We start from the raw sequence: 18419 nt of genomic DNA on the forward strand, positions 1-18419 counted from the left end.
TCCTGGCCTTGCTGGCCTGCGAGGGCCCGATTGCCGGAGACTGCCGTCCATTTTTTGATGCTGCCAGCCAGCCCTGAAATAAAAAGCTAGCCACATGGAAACCCCACACTTCCCCATTTACATGGACTACAGCGCCACGAACCCGTGTGACCCGCGGGTGGTGGACGCCATGATTCCCTGGTTGCGCGAGCATTTCGGCAATCCCGCTTCGCGCAGCCATGCCTGGGGCTGGGAAGCAGAAGCCGCCGTGGAAAAAGCCCGCGAACAGGTGGCCGAGCTGATCGGTGCCGACCCGCGCGAGATCGTCTGGACCAGCGGTGCGACCGAGTCCAACAACCTGGCGCTCAAGGGCGCGGCGCATTTCTACAAGTCCAAGGGCAAACACATCATCACGGTCAAGACCGAGCACAAGGCCGTGCTCGACACCTGCCGCGAGCTGGAGCGCCAGGGGTTTGACGTGACCTATCTCGACGTGCAGGCCGATGGCCTGCTCGACCTCGAGGTACTGAAGGCGGCGATCCGCCCCGACACCATCATTGTCAGCGTCATGTTCGTCAACAACGAGATTGGCGTCATCCAGGACATCCCCGCGATTGGCGCCCTGTGCCGCGAAAAAGGTATCATTTTCCATGTGGACGCGGCGCAGGCCACCGGCCGGGTGGATATCGATCTCGCCACCCTGCCGGTTGACCTGATGAGCCTGACCTCGCACAAGACTTATGGCCCCAAAGGCATAGGCGCGCTGTATGTGCGGCGCAAGCCGCGCGTGCGGCTGGAGGCACAGATGCACGGTGGCGGCCACGAGCGCGGCATGCGGTCCGGCACCTTGCCGACGCACCAGTGTGTGGGCATGGGCGAGGCCTATCGCATTGCCAAGGCGGAAATGCACGACGAAAACCAGCGTATCCGTGCCCTGCACGACCGCATGCTGGCCGGCCTGAAAGACGTGGAAGAGGTTTTCCTCAACGGCCATGCCGACAAGCGCGTGCCGCACAACCTCAACATGAGCTTCAACTATGTTGAAGGCGAGTCCCTGATCATGGGCATCAAGGGCCTGGCGGTGTCCAGTGGTTCGGCCTGTACCTCGGCCAGCCTCGAGCCCAGCTATGTGCTGCGCGCCCTGGGCCGCAGCGACGAGCTGGCCCACAGCAGCCTGCGCATGACCATAGGCCGCTGGACCACCGAAGAAGAGATTGATTACGCCGTCGCGACGATCAAGGAAAATGTCGCCAAACTGCGTGACCTGTCGCCGCTCTGGGAAATGTTCAAGGATGGTGTGGACCTGTCCACCATCCAGTGGGCTGCTCACTAAGCAGCGCAAACAGCTTGAAGAGGTAAATAAAATGGCATACAGCGAAAAAGTGGTGGACCACTATGAAAACCCCCGTAACGTCGGCTCGTTTGAAAAGGGCGACGACACGGTAGGCACCGGCATGGTCGGCGCACCGGCCTGCGGCGACGTCATGAAGCTGCAGATCAAGGTCAACCCGCTGACCGGCGTGATTGAAGACGCGCGTTTCAAGACCTACGGCTGTGGCTCGGCGATTGCATCGAGCTCACTCGTGACCGAGTGGGTCAAGGGCAAGACCCTGGACGAAGCGGCAAGCATCAAGAACAGCGCCATTGCCGAAGAGCTGGCCCTGCCGCCCGTGAAAATCCATTGCTCCATCCTTGCCGAAGACGCCATCAAGGCGGCCGTCAGCGACTACAAGTTGAAGCACGCCCACCAACCTCATTGACCTGCGAAGCTTTTCCCATGTCCGTTACCCTCACCGATGCTGCAGCACGACACGTCACCCGCTACATGGCCAAACGCGGCAAGGGCGTGGGCGTGCGCCTGGGCGTCAGAACCACCGGTTGCTCCGGCCTGGCCTACAAGCTCGAATATGCCGACGAGATAGCGCCTGAAGACGTGGTGTTTGAAGACAACGGCGTGAAGGTGCTGGTGGACCCGAAAAGCATGGCTTACATCGACGGCACCCAGCTCGACTTTGTGCGTGAGGGCCTCAATGAGGGCTTCAAGTTCATCAATCCGAATGAGCGCGACCGCTGTGGGTGCGGCGAATCTTTTCGGGTGTGAAGCTACTGCGCAGGCGTGATCGAGGCGCGGGCAGTGCTCGCCATCCTCACGTACCTGAAGTACGTTCCGGTGGCTCCGCGCTGGCCGCACCTCGCTGACGCCCGCTCGCTACGCTTCCCATCCCGAAAACGGGTTTTCCGTGACAAGCCTCCAATCCAACGATTTCGAACTCTTTGACGTGCCTGTGCAGTTCGCGCAGGACAGCGCCTTGCTCGACGCGCGCTGGAAAGAGTTGCAGCGTGAAGCGCATCCCGACCGGTTTGCAGCGCAGGGCGCTGCCGCCCAGCGCCTGGCCATGCAGTGGTCGGTACGCATCAATGAGGCCTACCAGCGGCTGAAGAACCCGCTCAAACGTGCGATCTACATCTGCGAGCTGCACGGCGCGCCCATCCGGGCCGAGAGCAACACGGCCATGCCGCCGGATTTCCTGATTCAGCAGATGCAATGGCGGGAAGCGCTGGAAGAGGCGCAAGGACTCGACAGTCTGGAAGAAATTGCCGCCCAGACCCTGGACAGCAAGCGCGAGCAGCTATCAAAAATAGAGCATTCGCTGGACCGGGAGAAAGACTTTCCGGCCGCCGCCCAGCAGGTGAGAAGCCTTATGTTTATTGAGCGCTTTGGCAGCGAGATTGATGCGCGCATCGACTCGCTGGGACAATAGCCTGTCACAGACCTCCAGCGCGACCCCACACATTCATGGCCCTACTGCAAATTTCCGAACCCGGACAGACTCCCGATCCGCACCAGCGGCGCATTGCCATCGGCATTGACCTGGGCACCACCCATTCGTTGGTGGCCAGCGTGCGCAGCGGCGTGGCCGAGTGCCTGCCCGATGCGCAGGGCCGCGTGCTGCTGCCCAGCGTGGTGCGTTACCTGGTGGACGAGAACGGCGCCACCAGCCGCCAGATCGGTTTCGACGCCCTGGCTGCGCAGGTGGATGATCCGCAGAACACCATCGCCTCGGTCAAGCGCCTGATGGGCCGCGGCATCCAGGACATCGGCAACCGCGCGCAACTGCCTTACCAGCTGATCGACCAGCCCGGCATGGTCACGCTGCAAACCGTGGCAGGAGAAAAAAGCCCGGTCGAAGTCAGTGCCGAGATCCTGGCGACGCTGCGCTACCGGGCGGAAGATACCTTTGACGACGAGATTTTCGGCGCGGTCATCACGGTGCCGGCGTATTTTGACGACGCCCAGCGCCAGGCCACCAAGGATGCCGCGCAACTGGCCGGGCTCAACGTGCTGCGCCTGATCAACGAGCCGACCGCGGCGGCCATTGCCTACGGCCTGGACAACGCCAGCGAGGGGGTTTACGCGATCTATGACCTCGGTGGTGGCACCTTCGATATTTCCATCCTGCGCCTGACGCAGGGCGTGTTTGAAGTCGTGGCCACCGGCGGCGACTCGGCCCTCGGCGGCGACGACTATGACCGCGCGCTGGTCGACTGGGTGCTGGCCAAGGCGGGCCTGGCCGCCGACACGCTCACACCCGGCGACAAAGCCGCCTTGCTGCAGGCCGCCCGGGCTTGCAAGGAGGCCTTGTCTGCTACGGATTCAGTAGCATTCTCCGCCCGTCTGGCAAAGGTTAACGTGCAATTTGACATGAAGGCCGCGGACTTTGAAGCTGCCACGGCCGGGCTGACCCAGCGCACGCTGACGGTGGCGCGCAAGGCCTTGCGCGATGCCGGGCTGGGCAAGGACGAGGTCCAGGGTGTGGTGCTGGTGGGCGGGTCCACGCGCATGCCCCAGGTGCGCCGCGCCGTGGCCGGCCTGTTTGGCCGCGAGCCCCTGACCAACCTGAACCCCGACGAGGTGGTGGCTTTGGGCGCCGCCATTTCGGCCAACCAGCTGGCCGGCAACAGCACCGGCAGCGACCTGCTGCTGCTCGACGTGATTCCGCTGTCACTGGGCATCGAAACCATGGGGGGCCTGGTCGAACGCATCGTGCCGCGCAACCAGACCATCCCGACCGCGATGGCGCAGGACTTCACCACCTACCAGGATGGCCAGACCGCGCTGGCCCTGCATGTGGTGCAGGGTGAGCGCGACCTGGTGGTCGACTGCCGCAGCCTCGCGCGTTTCGAGCTGCGCGGCATTCCGCCGATGGCCGCGGGCGCGGCGCGCATCCGCGTGACCTTCACCGTGGACGCCGATGGCCTGCTCAGCGTCAGCGCCAGGGAGCAGGGCAGCGGCGTGGAAGCGCATATTGACGTGAAGCCATCGTACGGCCTGTCCGACGCCGACATTGCCCGCATGCTGCAGGAGAGTTTTTCGACGGCCCAGCAGGACATGCAGGCGCGCGCGCTGGCCGAGGCGCAGGTCGATGCCGACCGCATGATCCTGGCGACCCGCAGCGCCCTGGCTGCCGATGCCGACTTGCTGACCCCCGAGGAAAAGGTGGAGATCGACCGCCTGATGACCGACCTGGCGGTCATCCGGCAGCAGGGCGATGCCGCGCAGATCGAAGCCGCCATCAAGGCCCTGGCTGGCGGGACCGAAAACTTTGCGGCCCAGCGCATGAACCGGGGCATCCGCCAGGCCCTGGCCGGAAAAAACATAGCGACGGTCTGACCCCCGGACCGAACACCCCATGCCCATCATCAAAATACTGCCCCATCCTGAATACTGCCCCAACGGTGCCGAAGTGTCCGCGCCTGCGGGCACGTCCATCTGCGAGGCGCTGCTCGACAACAACATCAACATCGAACACGCCTGCGACATGAGCTGCGCCTGCACCACCTGTCATGTCATCGTGCGCGAAGGGATGCGCTCGCTCAACGAGATGGACGAGAGCGAGGAAGACCTGCTGGACCGCGCCTGGGGCCTGGAGCCCAACTCGCGCCTGAGCTGCCAGGCCATCGTGGCACAAACCGACCTGACGGTCGAGATTCCCAAATACTCGATCAACCACGCCAAGGAAGTCCACTAGCCCCCACGCTCGGCACTGCGTGTCCTCGCTGCCCCCCGAGGGGGCAATTTTTCCTAGGGGCGGCCCGTCGGAAAGCTTGCCCCCACGCTTGCCACTGCGTGTGCTGCGCTGCCCCCCGAGGGGGCGCATTTTTCCTTGGGGCGGCCCGGCGAAAAAACATCCACTGACCCAGCGCAGCTATCATCTAAACCATGCGCCAAATCGTTCTAGACACTGAAACCACCGGCCTGTCCGCTGAAAACGGCGACCGCATCATCGAAATCGGCTGCGTCGAGCTGATCGGCCGCAAGCTCACCGGCAACAACAAGCACTTCTACCTGAACCCCGAGCGCGACAGCCACGAGGACGCGCTCAAGGTACACGGCATCAGCAACGAGTTCCTGCAGGACAAGCCCAAATTTCCGGCGGTCGCCGACGAGTTGCTGGCGTATCTGGAGGGGGCCGAGGTCATCATCCACAACGCGCCTTTCGACATCAGCTTCCTGGACAAGGAGCTCGAGCTGATGGGGCGTGCGTCGATACGCAACTGCGTGGCCAAGGTCACTGACAGCCTGATGATGGCCAAGGAGCTGTATCCCGGCAAACGCAATTCGCTGGACGCCCTGTGCGACCGCCTGGACGTCGACAACTCGGGCCGCACGCTGCACGGCGCCCTGCTCGACGCCGAACTGCTGGCCGACGTCTACATCAACCTGACGCGCGGGCAGAATTCGCTGGTGATGGACGTGGGCGGCAACACGCAGGAGGGGGGCGTCGCCGTGGCGATGGACCTGAGCGGTTTCGATTTGCCGCTGCTGCTGGCCAACGATCAGGAGATCGCCGCCCACGAAAGCCTGCTGACGGACATCGATAAAAGCAGCAAAGGCAAAACTGTCTGGCGCGAACTGGCCGGTGCGTGACAAAAACCCCTTATAATCTGAGGCTGACCAAACAGGGCGGTTAGCTCAGGGGTAGAGCACTGCATTCACACTGCAGGGGTCGCAAGTTCGAAACTTGCACCGCCCACCAGAATTGAAGCCCCAAGTCGCTTGCGACTTGGGGCTTTTTCTCTGCCCCGGTGGTTTCAGAACCGGTACTTCAGGCCCAGCGTGGTGGCGTTCACGTTGTCGCGTCCCGAGCCGGAAAACTTGAAGTCATGGCGCTCCCATTGCAGGACCGCAGACCATCTGTCGGTAAAGTCGTAACTCACACCCGCCCCGAGCGACAGCCCGAAGCCGTCCTCGTCGCCGCTGGTGACGCCCGAACCCGGCGTGGATGACACGCTGGTGCGGCCATAGGTCGTGCCCACCTTGCCGAACAGGCCCCAGGTCGGGCTGAGCGGCACCTTGCCGACCAGGCTCAGGTTGATGCCGTGGGCCTGGGTCGTGCCTCCGCCACGGTCGATATTGCCCATCTCGAGGTAACCCAGCTCCAGGCCGAAGTTGTTGCTGAACATGCCCCCTCCGTAGATGCTGTAGGCATTGTCCTTGTCACCGCAGTTGAACACCCCGGTGCCGCATCCTTGCCGGTAACTGGAGCGACCGGCATTGAAGCCGAGGTAAGCGCTGCCAGCGGCGTACCAGGCGCTGTTGCCGGAACTCGAGGAAGGGCTGCTGGTCTGGGCCTGGACGGGCAGGCTGCCGGCGACGGCTGCTGCACCGAGCAGCATGCTGGAGAGAACACGATGAATTTTTTTCACGATGACTCCTCGCAGAATGACGATTCGATGATGATCCGCCCCTTGGTGGAACGGACCGACAAACGACGCAACCAATTTAAACGTTCAGGGCGGAACGGCTTGTAGGAAACGCCTGACACGCATGTAGGACAGGCGGAAGCAGATCGCGGTGGCGGGCCATGGCGTCGCCAGCCGGCCACCGTACGCCAGCCGTGCGGGCAGGGTGCGAGCAGGCTCAATTTGCTATGAAATTAATAGCTGCTGGTCAGCGACCATCAAGGGCTGATGGCTAATTTGGCTTTATTTCTGGGCCAATGCAGGGCTGGCGGCACCCGGCCGCCAGCTTCCTGCGTCGCAGGTTTTCGGCGCTTTACTGCGCTGCCCAGCCGCCGTCCATGTTCCAGGCCACGCCGCGCACATTGTTGCCAGCCGGCGAGCAGAAAAACACCGCCAGCGCGCCCAGTTCCTCGGGCGTGGTGAATTGCATCGAGGGCTCTTTTTCGCCCAGCAGCTGCTGCGTGGCCTGCTCGTTGGAGATGGCGCCTGCCGCGGCTTTGGCGTCCACCTGTTTTTGTACCAGCGGCGTCAGCACCCAGCCCGGACAGATGGCATTGCAGGTCACGCCGGTGGTGGCGTTTTCCAGGGCCGTGACCTTGGTCAGGCCGACGATGCCGTGTTTGGCGGCAACGTACGCGGATTTTTCCGCCGAGCCGACCAGGCCGTGCACCGAAGCGACATTGATGATGCGGCCCCAGCCCTTACCGCCATTGGCGGCCTGCATGGCCGGTAGGGCCAGCCGCGTGGCGTGGAAGGCGCTGCTCAGGTTGATCGCCAGGACGGCGTCCCAGCGTTCGACCGGAAAGTTCTCGATTCTGGCCACATGCTGGATGCCGGCATTGTTGACCAGAATGTCCACCTGCCCGAATTGCGCCGCGGCAAAAGTCATCATGGCTTCGATCTCGGCGGGCTTGCTCATGTCGGCACCGTGGTAGGCCACTTTCACGCCCAGCGCTGCAATTTCCGCCTTGGGGCCTTCGGCGTCGCCGAAACCGTTGAGCACGATGTTGGCCCCCTGCGCCGCCAGCGCCTTGGCGATCCCCAGGCCGATGCCGCTGGTGGAGCCGGTCACGAGTGCAGTTTTACCTTTGAGCATGAAGTTTTCTCCGGATGATTTACGATGCCTGTCAGACGCTGAACAACAGCGGCTCGGGCAATTATCAAGCCTGCAACCCGGATTCCCTGGCCATGACTGAACCTACGCTGAACTACGTATCGTGCCCCGACGTTTCGGGAGGGCACCGCATGGCGTACTGGGAGTGGGGCGATCCGGCCAACCCGCATGTGGTGCTGTGTGTTCACGGCCTGTCGCGCCAGGGCAGGGATTTTGATGTGCTGGCCGAGTACCTGTCGGACGAGGTCCGTATCGTGTGCCCCGACGTGGCCGGCCGCGGCTGCAGCGACTGGCTCCAGGACCCCATGGGTTACCAGATCCCGCAGTACGCCGCCGACATGATGGCACTGCTGGCGCACCTGCACCAGCAAGCGCCGGTCACGACGCTGGACTGGGTCGGCACCAGCATGGGCGGCCTGATCGGCATGGCCATTGCCGGCCAGCCCGAGCTGCCCTTGTCCGCGCCGGTGCGCAAGCTGGTCCTCAACGACGTGGGGCCGGCCATCGAGTGGCAGGCCATCACGCGTATTGCGGCTTACCTCGGCAAAGCCGGCCATTTCGCCTCGCTGCAGCACGCTGCCGACGCGATGTGGGCGATCTCGACCAGCTTTGGCCCGCACACGCCCGAGCAATGGCTGGCGTTGTCGCGCCACATGGTCAAGCCTGTGCCTGGTGCCGTCGATGGCCGTGTGATGCTGCATTACGACCCGGCCATTGCGGTACCGGTCCAGGCGGCGACCGAAGCCTCGGCGCGCGAAGGCGAAGCCCTGTTGTGGCAACTTTTTGACAACATTCGGGCGCCGACACTGGTCGTGCGCGGCGCACAATCGGACTTGCTCAGCCGCGTCACGGCGCAGGCCATGACGCAGCGCGGTCCCCGGGCCCGCCTGGTGGAGTTTGAAGGGGTCGGCCATGCACCGACCCTGGTGGCAATGGATCAGGTCAGCACGGTGGGCGATTTTCTTCTTGTCTGAAATTTTTTATTGAAAAGCTGCCTGTGACGAAACATGCCGGGGCCGGGCCTGGCGCCCCGCCCAAATTGCCTTTGAAGCCCAACACGGGCGTGGCGCCCATGACGCCCATGACGCCGCTGCCCAATGCGTCCATCGTGACGGCCACGGCGGACAGCCTGCCGGACCAGCCGCACGCGCTGGCCCGCGCCAGGGCCTTTGCCGAGCCGCTGATCGCCAGTGAAACGCTGGACACCGGTGAAAACATCCTGGCCCATGCGGATGCCGTCGCGGCCATTCTGAAGGCCATTGGCGGTTCCGAGGCCATGCAGGCCGCCACCTACCTCGTTCACGCCTGCGCGCACCTGAACAAGCCGCAGGAGGTGATTGCCAAGGCTTTCGGCGCCAACTTCGCCGCCCTGGCCATGGAGACCACCAAGCTCGTCCATGTGCAGAAACAGGCCCGCGCCGCCGATGCCAGGGCGCAGCTGGAAGACCCGGCGGCACAGACTGAAAACGTGCGCAAGATGTTGCTGGCGTTTTCGCGCGACCTGCGGGTCGTCATGCTGCGCCTCGCGTCCCGGCTGCAGACGCTGCGTCACTTTGCGGCCATCCGGCAACCTTGCCCGCTGGCCGTGGCGCGCGAATCACTCAACGTGTTTGCACCCCTGGCCAACCGCCTGGGCATCTGGCAGATCAAGTGGGAAATGGAAGACCTGGCCTTCCGCTTTCTGGAGCCGGACACCTACAAAAGCATTGCCCGCCTGCTCGATGAAAAACGTGCCGAGCGCGAGATTTTCATGGAAGCGCTGCGGGCGCAGCTGGAGCGCGACCTGAACAGCAACGGCATTGCCGCGCTGGTGCAGGGCCGGCCCAAACACATCTACAGCATCGTCAAGAAGATGCGCGGCAAGGGACTCGATTTCGACCAGGTCTTCGACATCCGCGCCCTGCGCGTGATTGCCGCCGACGTCAAGGGTTGTTACGCGGCGCTCGGGTTTGTGCATTCGCATTTCACGCCGGTCGAGGGCGAATTCGACGACTACATCGCCAAGCCCAAATCCAACGGCTACCAGTCGCTGCACACGGTGGTGCGCGATGCGCAGCAGCGCGCGGTCGAGATCCAGATCCGCACGCAGGCCATGCACGACCATGCCGAGCATGGCGTGGCTGCCCACTGGGCCTACAAGGAGGCCGGCACCAAGGGTTACAGCGGCGTGTCGGCCAGCAGCGAGTACGACGCAAAAATTGCCGTGTTGCGGCAGTTGCTGGCCTGGGAGCGCGACCTGTCGGGGCCGGTGGCGGCCAAGGCGCGCGACGCCAACCAGGGGTTGTTTGAAGACCGCATCTACGTCCTGACGCCGGACGCGGCCGTCGTCGAACTGCCGCAGGGAGCGACGGCGCTCGACTTTGCCTACAGCGTGCACACCAGCCTGGGCCACCGCTGCCGCGGCGCACGCATCGATGGCGCCATGGTGCCGCTGAACACGCCGCTGCAGAACGGGCAGACGGTGGAGGTCGTCACCACGAAGGAGGGCGGCCCGTCGCGTGACTGGCTCAACCCCGAACTCGGCTTTCTGGCCAGCCACCGCGCGCGGTCGAAAGTGCGTGCCTGGTTCAATGCCCAGGCCATGGCGCAAACGGTGGCGCGCGGACGCGAGGCAGTGGAAAAACTGCTGCAGCGCGAGGGCAAGACCGCGATGAAGCTCGAGGATGTCGCGACGCAGCTGGGCTTCAAGAGCGCCGAGGATCTGTTTGAAGTGGTGGGCAAGGACGAGCTGTCGCTGCGCACCATTGAAAACATGCTCAAGCCGCCCGAGCCGCCGCCCACGCAGGACGACTATGTGCTGGCCAAAAAGGCCCGGCTACATGACAAGTCGTCCGAGCGCGGGCGCAAGGGCGGGGTGCTGGTGGTCGGCATCGACTCGCTGCTCACGCAGCTGGCCAAGTGCTGCAAGCCGGCACCGCCCGATGCGATTCTCGGTTTTGTCACCAAAGGCAAGGGCGTGAGCATCCACCGCAGCGATTGCAGCAACTTCAGGAACATGGCCAGCGGCAGCCCCGACCGGGTGATCGAGGTGCAGTGGAGCCAGCCCAAAAGCAGCGAAGGCTCGGTGTACCCGGTGGATGTGGCCGTGGAAGCGGCCGACCGGCAAGGCCTGCTCCGCGATATCTCGGAAGTGTTTGCGCGGGAAAAAATGAACGTCATTGGCGTGCAGACCACATCGGTCAAGGACAACCGCGGCGGCACGGCCTGGATGACCTTCACGGTGGAGGTGGCCCACTCGGGCCGGCTCAACCAGGTGCTGGCCATCGTCGCCGAGGTCAATGGCGTGCGCTCGGCGCGCAGGCGTTGATTTGTTGGCAAAAAAATCGACGCGGGCGCGAAAGGCCGGGTTTGCCCTGCTACAATGATGAGGTCGAACAGTCCTTAGGCGCGTAGCTCAGCTGGTTAGAGCACCACCTTGACATGGTGGGGGTCGTTGGTTCGAGTCCAATCGCGCCTACCAATTTCCTGAAGTTGTTTTCCCGTCAGCCGTGCATCACACGCTCACACAGGGTAAACCAAGGGGATTGAAGGTAAGCATACTTCCTAGAATGTGATGACACTGTGCATTGGTGCAGGCAGTCATTCACAGGAGTTCGCACAGTGCCCAAGAGCAAGCCCACCAGTCAGTCCAGGAGCCAGTCAACCGACTCGGCTCCCCCCGTCGGCAACACGCCGGGAAAAATACCGGGCACCAAGGGCGGTAACGGCAAGGCGGCGTCGCCGCGTGTCATCAAGAAATACCCGAACCGCCGTCTTTACGACACCGATACCTCGGCCTACATCACGTTGGCCGAAGTCAAGAACCTCGTCATGGACAGCACCGATTTCGTGGTGCGCGATGCCAAGACCAACGAGGACCTGACACGCAGCATCCTGCTGCAGATCATCCTGGAAGAAGAAGCCGGCGGCGCGCCCATGTTCACCGAGGCGGTGCTGGGCAACATCATCCGTTTCTACGGCAATGCGATGCAGAGCTTCATGGGTTCCTACCTCGAGAAAAACGTCCAGTCTTTCATGGACTTGCAGCTCAAGATGTCCGAGCAGTCCAAGGGCCTGACGCCGGAAGCATGGGCGCAGTTTGTCAATGCCCAGTCGCCGGCCATGCAAGGCATGATGGGCAGCTATGTCGAGCAGTCGAAAACCGTGTTCACGCAAATGCAGGAGCAGATGCAAAAACAAAGCGAGCAGATGCTGGCCGCCCTGGGCCTGAAGCGCTGACCGCGTCCAGGCCATTTCGGGCGCCAGCGGCCGCAGCGGGCCGGCTCTGAGACAATAGAGGGCATGAGCCAAGCCCTTGCGACCCCACCATCCCCCACCTTGAACACGGCGCCCCGCGTCGGTTTTGTCAGCCTCGGCTGCCCCAAGGCCCTGACCGACTCCGAACTGATCCTGACGCAGCTCAGCGCCGAGGGTTACCAGACCTCCAAAACCTTTGAAGGCGCCGACCTGGTGATCGTCAACACCTGCGGTTTCATTGACGACGCCGTCCGGGAAAGCCTGGACACCATTGGCGAGGCACTGGCCGAAAACGGCCGGGTCATCGTGACCGGCTGCCTGGGCGCGAAGGCGGGCGAGGGCGGCGGCAACCTGGTGCGCCAGATGCACCCGAGTGTGCTGGCCGTGACCGGCCCGCACGCGACGCAGGAAGTGATGGACGCGGTGCACCTGAACCTGCCCAAGCCGCACGACCCGTTTGTGGATCTGGTTCCCAACGCCTTTGGCATCGCCGGCATCAAGCTCACGCCGCGGCACTATGCCTACCTGAAGATCAGCGAAGGCTGCAACCACCGCTGCACCTTCTGCATCATCCCGTCGATGCGCGGCGACCTGGTGTCGCGACCGATAGGCGACGTGCTCAACGAGGCGCGCGCATTGTTTGAGGGCGGCGTGCGGGAACTGCTCGTCATCAGCCAGGACACCTCGGCCTACGGTGTGGATGTGAAGTACCGCACCGGCTTCTGGGACGGCAAGCCGGTCAAGACCCGCATGCTGGAACTGGTGCAGGCGCTCGGCGAGATTGCCGAGCCCTACGGCGCCTGGGTGCGCTTGCATTACGTCTACCCGTACCCCAGTGTGGATGAGATCCTGCCGCTGATGGCCACCGGCAAGGTCCTGCCGTACCTGGACGTGCCCCTGCAGCACAGCCACCCCGATGTGCTCAAGCGCATGAAACGACCGGCCAGCGGCGAGAAAAATCTGGAGCGGATTGCACGCTGGCGCGAGATCTGCCCCGAGATCGTGATTCGCAGCACCTTCATTGCCGGTTTCCCCGGCGAGACCGAGGGCGAGTTCGAGCACCTGCTGGACTTCATGCGCGAAGCGCAGATTGACCGCGCGGGCTGCTTTGCCTACAGCGCAGTGGCGGGCGCCACGGCCAACGACATTCCGGGCATGCTGCCTCTGGAGCTTCGCGAAGAACGCCGCGCTCGTTTCATGGCCGTGGCCGAAGCGGTCTCGGCGGCGAAGCTGCAGCAGCGTGTGGGGGCCACCATGCAGGTGCTGGTGGACTCCGCGCCCGGCATGGGTAAAAAGGGTGGCGTGGGCCGCAGCTATGCCGACGCGCCCGAGATCGACGGTGTCGTGAAATTGTTGCCGCCCGAGAAAATCAGCAAGACGCTGAAGGTCGGGGAATTCACCAAGGCCCGGATTGTCGGCACGCAAGGCCACGATCTGGTGGCGGTGCCGGTCTGAAGACGTCCGGATGGGGCTGGCCCAAGTGCTGAAAAAGCGCCTGGAAAGCAAAAAGGCCACTGTGTTGGCAGTGGCCTTTTTTGTACCAGCTTTCGCTGGATTTGATGTATCTGGTGCCCGGGAGAGAACTCGAATCTCCACATCTTGCGATACACGGACCTGAACCGTGCGCGTCTACCAATTCCGCCACCCGGGCACAGCCAGCAGTGTACCATTACAGAATCGGTTTTCCGGTCCGGATTCCAAAAAATTTCAATCGAGGCGCGGGCCATGAGGGGCATCACACGCCAGGCTCGCAACTTCACGCCACGGTCCGGCAAACCGCCGGCTTTTGACATGCAGAAAAATACAGACAAGACGGATTTCCCGCCGGCAGCAAGCCGGTGCCGGAATTTTTTCCCCCATTAATCATCTCAAGAAGAGAGACCAGTTATCAAAACAACTACCCACAGCAACGTCCCAGGCGCCGGACTGCTCGCCGAATTTGAAGGCACTGTTTCAGGCCACCGCGATGGCCATGGCTTCGTGCTGCGTGATGACGGCGAAGCCGACATCTACCTGCCGCCCAACGAAATGCGCGCGGTGCTGCACAAGGACCGCGTCAAGGCGCGCATCGTGCGGCACGACCGCAAGAACCGGCCCGAGGGCCGCGTCACGGAAATCATTGAACGTTCGCCCAATCCCATCATTGGCCGCCTGCTGCAGGAAAGCGGTGTCTGGCTGGTGGCGCCCGAGGACAAGCGTTACGGCCAGGATGTGCTGATCCCCAAGGGCGCCATCGGTACGGCCAAGCCCGGACAGATCGTGGTGGTCCAGCTGACCGAGCCGCCGGCGCTGTTTGGCCAGCCGGTTGGCCGCGTCAAGGAAGTGCTCGGTGAAATCGACGACCCGGGCATGGAAATTGAAATTGCCGTGCGCAAATACGGCGTGCCGCATGAGTTCAGCGACGCCGCGCTGGCGCTGGCCCGCACCCTGCCGGACGCCGTGCGGCCTGCCGACAAAAAAGGCCGCGTGGATCTGACCGACATCCCGCTGGTGACCATCGACGGTGAAGACGCGCGTGACTTTGACGACGCGGTGTATTGCGAACCGGCCAAGGTGGGCCGCGGCAAAGGCTGGCGCCTGCTGGTGGCGATTGCCGACGTGAGCCACTATGTGGAAACCGGCAGTGCGATCGATATCGACGCCTACGACCGTGCAACCAGCGTTTATTTTCCGCGCCGCGTGATCCCCATGCTGCCCGAGAAGCTCTCCAACGGCCTGTGTTCGCTGAACCCCAACGTCGAGCGCCTGTGCATGGTCTGCGACATGCTGGTCAACGCCAAGGGCGAAGTCCACGCCTACCAGTTTTATCCGGCCGTGATGTTCAGTCACGCGCGTTTCACCTATACCGAAGTTGCCGCCATCCTGGCCAACACGCGCGGCCCGGAAGCGGCTCAGCGCAAGGCGCTGGTGCCGCACCTGCTGGACCTGCATGACGTCTACCAGGCGCTGCTCAAGGAGCGTGGCGCGCGCGGCGCGGTGGACTTTGAAACCACCGAAACCCAGATCGTCTGCGACGAGGCCGGGCGCATCGAAAAAATCGTGCCGCGCACCCGCAACGTTGCCCACCGCGTGATTGAAGAGGCCATGCTGGCGGCCAACGTCTGTTCTGCGGACTTCATTTCCGGGAGCAAACACGAAGGCCTGTTCCGCGTGCACGAGGGCCCGACGCCCGAGAAGAAGGACATACTGCGCACCTACCTGAAGGCCCTGGGCATTGGCATGACGATCACGGAGAACCCCGCGCCGGGCGAGTTCCAGCAGATCGCCATGGCCACCAAGGACCGGCCCGATGCGATGCAGATCCATTCCATGCTGCTGCGCTCCATGCAGCAGGCGATCTACACCCCCATGAACGCCGGCCACTTCGGCCTGGCCTACGAGGCCTACACGCACTTCACCAGCCCGATCCGCCGCTACCCGGACCTGCTGGTGCACCGCGTCATCAAGGCGGTGCTGACCAAGTCCAGGTACCAGCTGCCGGTGTTGCCCACCCCTGGCGAGGCCGAGGCCAAGCTGTCGAAACGGCTGGCCTCGCGCGTCACCGAGCCGGACCAGAAACCGAAAAAGCCCACGGCCGACCAGCTCGCCTGGCAGGCGGCCGGCCTGCATTGCAGCGCCAACGAACGCCGTGCCGACGAAGCCAGCCGCGACGTGGAAGCCTGGCTCAAGTGCAAATACATGCGCGAGCATCTGGGCGAGGAGTTCGGCGGCGTCGTCACGGCAGCCACGAGCTTTGGCATTTTCGTCACGCTCGATGCGATGTATGTCGAGGGCCTGGTGCACATCACCGAACTGGGCGGCGAGTATTTCCGCTTTGACGAGGCGCGCCAGGAGCTGCGCGGCGAACGCACCGGCATCCGCTACGCCATCGGCACCCGGGTGCGGGTCCAGGTCAGCCGGGTCGATCTCGACGGCCGCAAGATCGACTTCCGACTGGTGCGCGAGGGTGAAGAGCTGCTCGCCCGCGCCATGAAGGACAAGGCCGGTGGCCGTACTTCCGACCTGCCCGAGCAGGAGCGCGCCCTGCCGCGCAAGGCCAGCGAGCAGCGCGGTGGCAAGCGCGCGGGCAAGGGGACCGAGCAGCGTGCCGGCGCACGCGAGGGCAGTGCGGCGGGCAGCCGGACGGCCAAGTCGCCGATCCAGGCGCTGAAGGCGGCGGTCAAGAAGTCGGCCTCCAGCGCCGGACGCAAGCAGAGCAAGAAACCTCGGCGGTAAACGCATGAGCACTCCTGATCCATTGCCAGCCCTGCCGGGGAACAAACAACCATGCTGATCCGCATCCTGTCCTTTCTGGTGGATAGCCTGTTCTTCGTGCTGATAGGCGCGGCGCTGATGCGTGCCTGGATGAACCGCCTGCGCATCAACATGAGCGCGCAGCCCGGCTACTTTGTGATGGCCGTGACGGACTGGCTGGTCAAGCCCTTGCGGCGCGTGTTGCCCAAGGCGCTGGCGCAGTCGCGCGTGGACTGGGCCAGTGTGCTGGCCGCCTTCCTGCTGGCGCTGGTGTACGCGCTGGTGTGGGCGGCCCTGTTCGGAGCCTTGCTGAACCTGACTTTGGCCATGCTGCCGGCTTTGCTGTTGATGGGCCTGAAGATGCTGCTGCGTGTCGCGCTGCAACTGGCCTTCATGGTGGTGCTGGTTTACGCCATCATTTCCTGGCTGCAGCCCGGCTCGCCCATGTATGGCCTGCTGGGCCGGCTGGCCGAGCCGTTGCTGGCGCCGCTGCGGCGCATCATCCCGGCGATCGGCGGGGTGGACCTGTCAGCGCTGGTGCTGCTGCTCTTGCTGCAGATCGGCCTGATGATCCTGGGCTAGCAGGGAAGCGGTCAGTGTCTGCCCCGGGTGGACCGCCGGCCAGTCATCGGCCAGCTGGCCATGCTGGAAAACGGCGCTGCAGGCGGCGTCAAATGCAGTCTGTCCGTCGGCCAGCCGGGCACCCACCATGCCCGCCAGCACATCGCCGGTGCCGGCCGTGGCCAGGCGCGCGTTGCCGGTGGGGTTGATGGCGCTGACCTGGTCCGGGACGGCGATCACCGTGCCCGAGCCCTTGAGCACCACCACACAGCCGAATTGTTCAGCCAGCTGCCGCGCCGCCTGCAGGCGGTCAGCCTGCACCGCGGCTGCGCTGCTGCCGAGCAGGCGCGCGGCCTCCAGCGGATGCGGCGTCAGGACCGTGCGGTAGCCGCGGCCCTGGCGGGCCTGGAGCTGGGTCTGCAACTGGGTGTCGGCGGCGATGGCATTGAGCGCATCGGCGTCCAGCACGGCCGCCTGCGCGCCGGACAACACACGCGGCAGCACGCCGGCCACGGCGTCGCCGCCGCCGCAGCCACAGACCAGCACCTGGGCCTTGAGGTCCAGCGCCGCGGGACTGCGGAACATCAGCTCGGGCTGCTGCGGGTCCACGGTGAGGCCGGCGCCGCCCAGCAGGGCCACAAACACCCGGCCGGCGCCCGCATGCAGGGCTGCACGCCCGGCCAGCAGGGCGGCGCCGCTCATGTGGGTGGCGGCTTCCGGGCTGGACTGCCCGCCGAGGATGGCGACATCGCCAAAGCTGCCTTTGTGGCTGGCGTGCGCCGCCTGCGCCCGGTGGTGCGCCCCGGCACGGTCCCGGCCCAGCAGCCAGGCGTCGGGCGCCAGCACCGATGCAGGGGTGACGCCGAGGTCGTCCCACCAGACCTGCCCGGCCAAGTCGCGGCCGGCGGCCGTGAACAAGCCCGGTTTCAGCGTCAAAAGGCTCAAGGTAAATCGGGCACCAGCCCTTGACGGTAAAGCGCGGGTAGCTATCGATTCAGGAGCAATCAATGCACCGGTATCGGCGTTCAGCCCGCTCGGAATATCGATTGCCAGGACCGGCTGCGCGCTGGCCCGCAGCAGCGCCAGCCACTGGCCGAGCAGATCGGTCCGGCCCGAGGGCGCCGCAGGGCGGGGGGCGCCGCCTATGCCCAGCAGGGCGTCGATCGCGAAGTCAAAGCCGGCCGGGGGCGCGCTGGCAAAGGGCACGCCGGCCGCACGGGCGCGCACCAGCGAGGCCAGCGCATCGGCGGGCACCCGGGCCTCGTTTTGCGCGCCCAGCCAGGTCACCACCACGGTTTTGCCCCACTGGTGCAGGTGCATGGCCGCTTCCAGGCCGTCGCCGCCGTTGTTGCCCGGTCCGCAGGCGATCCAGATGCGCTGCGCGTGCGGCGCCAGCGCCAGGGCCAGGCGCGCGGTGGCCAGCCCTGCGCGCTGCATCAGGGTGTGGGGCGCCAGGTGGGCTGCCGCCTGCTGCTCCAGCAGGCGCGTGGCGGCCACCCCGTGGAGCGGCAGGCTGAGGGCAGGGGCGACGGCTTGCATGGGCCGATTGTGC

At 64.5% G+C, this 18419-nt stretch carries 16 protein-coding genes and 3 tRNA genes; 15 read left to right on the forward strand and 4 right to left on the reverse strand.

Features of this window, described 5'->3' with window-relative positions:
• Positions 1 to 94 precede the first annotated feature (94 nt).
• The 8 genes from B7G52_RS08435 (at position 95) to B7G52_RS08470 (ending at position 6017) form a co-directional block, all read left to right on the forward strand.
• On the forward strand, positions 95 to 1312 hold the full coding sequence (locus B7G52_RS08435) for an IscS subfamily cysteine desulfurase (protein ID WP_096697177.1): 1218 nt from the start codon (positions 95 to 97) through the stop codon (positions 1310 to 1312).
• A 31-nt stretch (positions 1313 to 1343) separates the two neighbouring features.
• Positions 1344 to 1739 (forward strand): Fe-S cluster assembly scaffold IscU, encoded by a 396-nt coding sequence (iscU, locus tag B7G52_RS08440; protein ID WP_096697178.1) that lies wholly within the window; start codon positions 1344 to 1346, stop codon positions 1737 to 1739.
• A 17-nt stretch (positions 1740 to 1756) separates the two neighbouring features.
• Positions 1757 to 2080 (forward strand): iron-sulfur cluster assembly protein IscA, encoded by a 324-nt coding sequence (gene iscA, locus B7G52_RS08445; RefSeq protein ID WP_096665502.1) that lies wholly within the window; start codon positions 1757 to 1759, stop codon positions 2078 to 2080.
• Between the two features lie 139 nt (positions 2081 to 2219).
• Entirely contained in the window at positions 2220 to 2741 is a 522-nt protein-coding gene (gene hscB / locus B7G52_RS08450; RefSeq protein WP_096697179.1) for a Fe-S protein assembly co-chaperone HscB, read from the forward strand.
• 35 nt (positions 2742 to 2776) lie between these two features.
• Positions 2777 to 4651, forward strand: a complete 1875-nt coding sequence (hscA, locus tag B7G52_RS08455; protein ID WP_096697180.1) for a Fe-S protein assembly chaperone HscA — start codon at positions 2777 to 2779, stop codon at positions 4649 to 4651.
• A gap of 19 nt (positions 4652 to 4670) precedes the next feature.
• On the forward strand, positions 4671 to 5009 hold the full coding sequence (gene fdx, locus B7G52_RS08460) for an ISC system 2Fe-2S type ferredoxin (protein ID WP_096665493.1): 339 nt from the start codon (positions 4671 to 4673) through the stop codon (positions 5007 to 5009).
• 191 nt (positions 5010 to 5200) lie between these two features.
• Positions 5201 to 5908 (forward strand): DNA polymerase III subunit epsilon, encoded by a 708-nt coding sequence (dnaQ, locus tag B7G52_RS08465; RefSeq protein WP_096697181.1) that lies wholly within the window; start codon positions 5201 to 5203, stop codon positions 5906 to 5908.
• Positions 5909 to 5942: 34 nt separating this feature from the next.
• Positions 5943 to 6017 (forward strand) — tRNA-Val (locus tag B7G52_RS08470).
• A gap of 55 nt (positions 6018 to 6072) precedes the next feature.
• Here B7G52_RS08470 and B7G52_RS08475 read toward each other — a convergent pair.
• Entirely contained in the window at positions 6073 to 6687 is a 615-nt protein-coding gene (locus B7G52_RS08475; RefSeq protein ID WP_096697182.1) for a porin family protein, read from the reverse strand.
• A gap of 349 nt (positions 6688 to 7036) precedes the next feature.
• The gene (locus B7G52_RS08480) at positions 7037 to 7819 is read right to left on the reverse strand and encodes a 3-hydroxybutyrate dehydrogenase (RefSeq protein WP_096697183.1); all 783 of its coding nucleotides are present in this window, start codon (positions 7817 to 7819) and stop codon (positions 7037 to 7039) included.
• A 92-nt stretch (positions 7820 to 7911) separates the two neighbouring features.
• Between B7G52_RS08480 and B7G52_RS08485 the strand changes: the two genes are divergently transcribed.
• The 5 genes from B7G52_RS08485 (at position 7912) to rimO (ending at position 13528) form a co-directional block, all read left to right on the forward strand.
• Entirely contained in the window at positions 7912 to 8811 is a 900-nt protein-coding gene (locus tag B7G52_RS08485) for an alpha/beta fold hydrolase (RefSeq protein WP_096697224.1), read from the forward strand.
• A gap of 98 nt (positions 8812 to 8909) precedes the next feature.
• Complete coding sequence (locus B7G52_RS08490; RefSeq protein ID WP_096697225.1) at positions 8910 to 11144, forward strand: bifunctional (p)ppGpp synthetase/guanosine-3',5'-bis(diphosphate) 3'-pyrophosphohydrolase; 2235 nt, start codon at positions 8910 to 8912, stop codon at positions 11142 to 11144.
• Positions 11145 to 11220: 76 nt separating this feature from the next.
• Positions 11221 to 11297, forward strand: a tRNA-Val gene (locus tag B7G52_RS08495).
• A 221-nt stretch (positions 11298 to 11518) separates the two neighbouring features.
• On the forward strand, positions 11519 to 12055 hold the full coding sequence (gene phaR / locus B7G52_RS08500; protein ID WP_096697226.1) for a polyhydroxyalkanoate synthesis repressor PhaR: 537 nt from the start codon (positions 11519 to 11521) through the stop codon (positions 12053 to 12055).
• 63 nt (positions 12056 to 12118) lie between these two features.
• Positions 12119 to 13528: a 30S ribosomal protein S12 methylthiotransferase RimO gene (gene rimO / locus B7G52_RS08505; protein WP_096697184.1), complete on the forward strand. Its 1410-nt coding sequence runs from the start codon at positions 12119 to 12121 to the stop codon at positions 13526 to 13528.
• A 111-nt stretch (positions 13529 to 13639) separates the two neighbouring features.
• On the opposite strand, the gene B7G52_RS08510 is transcribed toward rimO, so the two are convergent.
• Positions 13640 to 13724: transfer RNA gene (locus B7G52_RS08510), tRNA-Leu, on the reverse strand.
• Between the two features lie 275 nt (positions 13725 to 13999).
• On the opposite strand from B7G52_RS08510, the gene rnr reads away from it, so the two are divergent.
• Both rnr and B7G52_RS08520 read left to right on the forward strand, forming a co-directional pair.
• Positions 14000 to 16288: a ribonuclease R gene (gene rnr, locus B7G52_RS08515; protein WP_240523372.1), complete on the forward strand. Its 2289-nt coding sequence runs from the start codon at positions 14000 to 14002 to the stop codon at positions 16286 to 16288.
• A gap of 51 nt (positions 16289 to 16339) precedes the next feature.
• Positions 16340 to 16888: a YggT family protein gene (locus B7G52_RS08520; RefSeq protein WP_096697186.1), complete on the forward strand. Its 549-nt coding sequence runs from the start codon at positions 16340 to 16342 to the stop codon at positions 16886 to 16888.
• Here B7G52_RS08520 and B7G52_RS08525 read toward each other — a convergent pair.
• Complete coding sequence (locus B7G52_RS08525) at positions 16835 to 18406, reverse strand: NAD(P)H-hydrate dehydratase (RefSeq protein ID WP_096697187.1); 1572 nt, start codon at positions 18404 to 18406, stop codon at positions 16835 to 16837. The two genes, B7G52_RS08520 and B7G52_RS08525, sit on opposite strands and share 54 nt — an antisense overlap.
• Positions 18407 to 18419: the final 13 nt, after the last annotated feature.

The sequence above is a fragment of the Polaromonas sp. AER18D-145 genome (assembly GCF_002379095.1).
Classification (GTDB): Bacteria; Pseudomonadota; Gammaproteobacteria; order Burkholderiales; family Burkholderiaceae_C; genus Polaromonas.

Coding starts and splice junctions, on each gene's coding strand:
- B7G52_RS08435 (WP_096697177.1), top strand. CDS start 95: ATGGAAACCCCACACTTCCCCATTTACATGGACTACAGCGCCACGAAC.
- iscU (WP_096697178.1), top strand. CDS start 1,344: ATGGCATACAGCGAAAAAGTGGTGGACCACTATGAAAACCCCCGTAAC.
- iscA (WP_096665502.1), top strand. CDS start 1,757: ATGTCCGTTACCCTCACCGATGCTGCAGCACGACACGTCACCCGCTAC.
- hscA (WP_096697180.1), top strand. CDS start 2,777: ATGGCCCTACTGCAAATTTCCGAACCCGGACAGACTCCCGATCCGCAC.
- fdx (WP_096665493.1), top strand. CDS start 4,671: ATGCCCATCATCAAAATACTGCCCCATCCTGAATACTGCCCCAACGGT.
- dnaQ (WP_096697181.1), top strand. CDS start 5,201: ATGCGCCAAATCGTTCTAGACACTGAAACCACCGGCCTGTCCGCTGAA.
- B7G52_RS08480 (WP_096697183.1), bottom strand. CDS start 7,819: ATGCTCAAAGGTAAAACTGCACTCGTGACCGGCTCCACCAGCGGCATC.
- B7G52_RS08485 (WP_096697224.1), top strand. CDS start 7,912: ATGACTGAACCTACGCTGAACTACGTATCGTGCCCCGACGTTTCGGGA.
- B7G52_RS08490 (WP_096697225.1), top strand. CDS start 8,910: ATGACGCCCATGACGCCGCTGCCCAATGCGTCCATCGTGACGGCCACG.
- rimO (WP_096697184.1), top strand. CDS start 12,119: ATGAGCCAAGCCCTTGCGACCCCACCATCCCCCACCTTGAACACGGCG.
- B7G52_RS08520 (WP_096697186.1), top strand. CDS start 16,340: ATGCTGATCCGCATCCTGTCCTTTCTGGTGGATAGCCTGTTCTTCGTG.
- B7G52_RS08525 (WP_096697187.1), bottom strand. CDS start 18,406: ATGCAAGCCGTCGCCCCTGCCCTCAGCCTGCCGCTCCACGGGGTGGCC.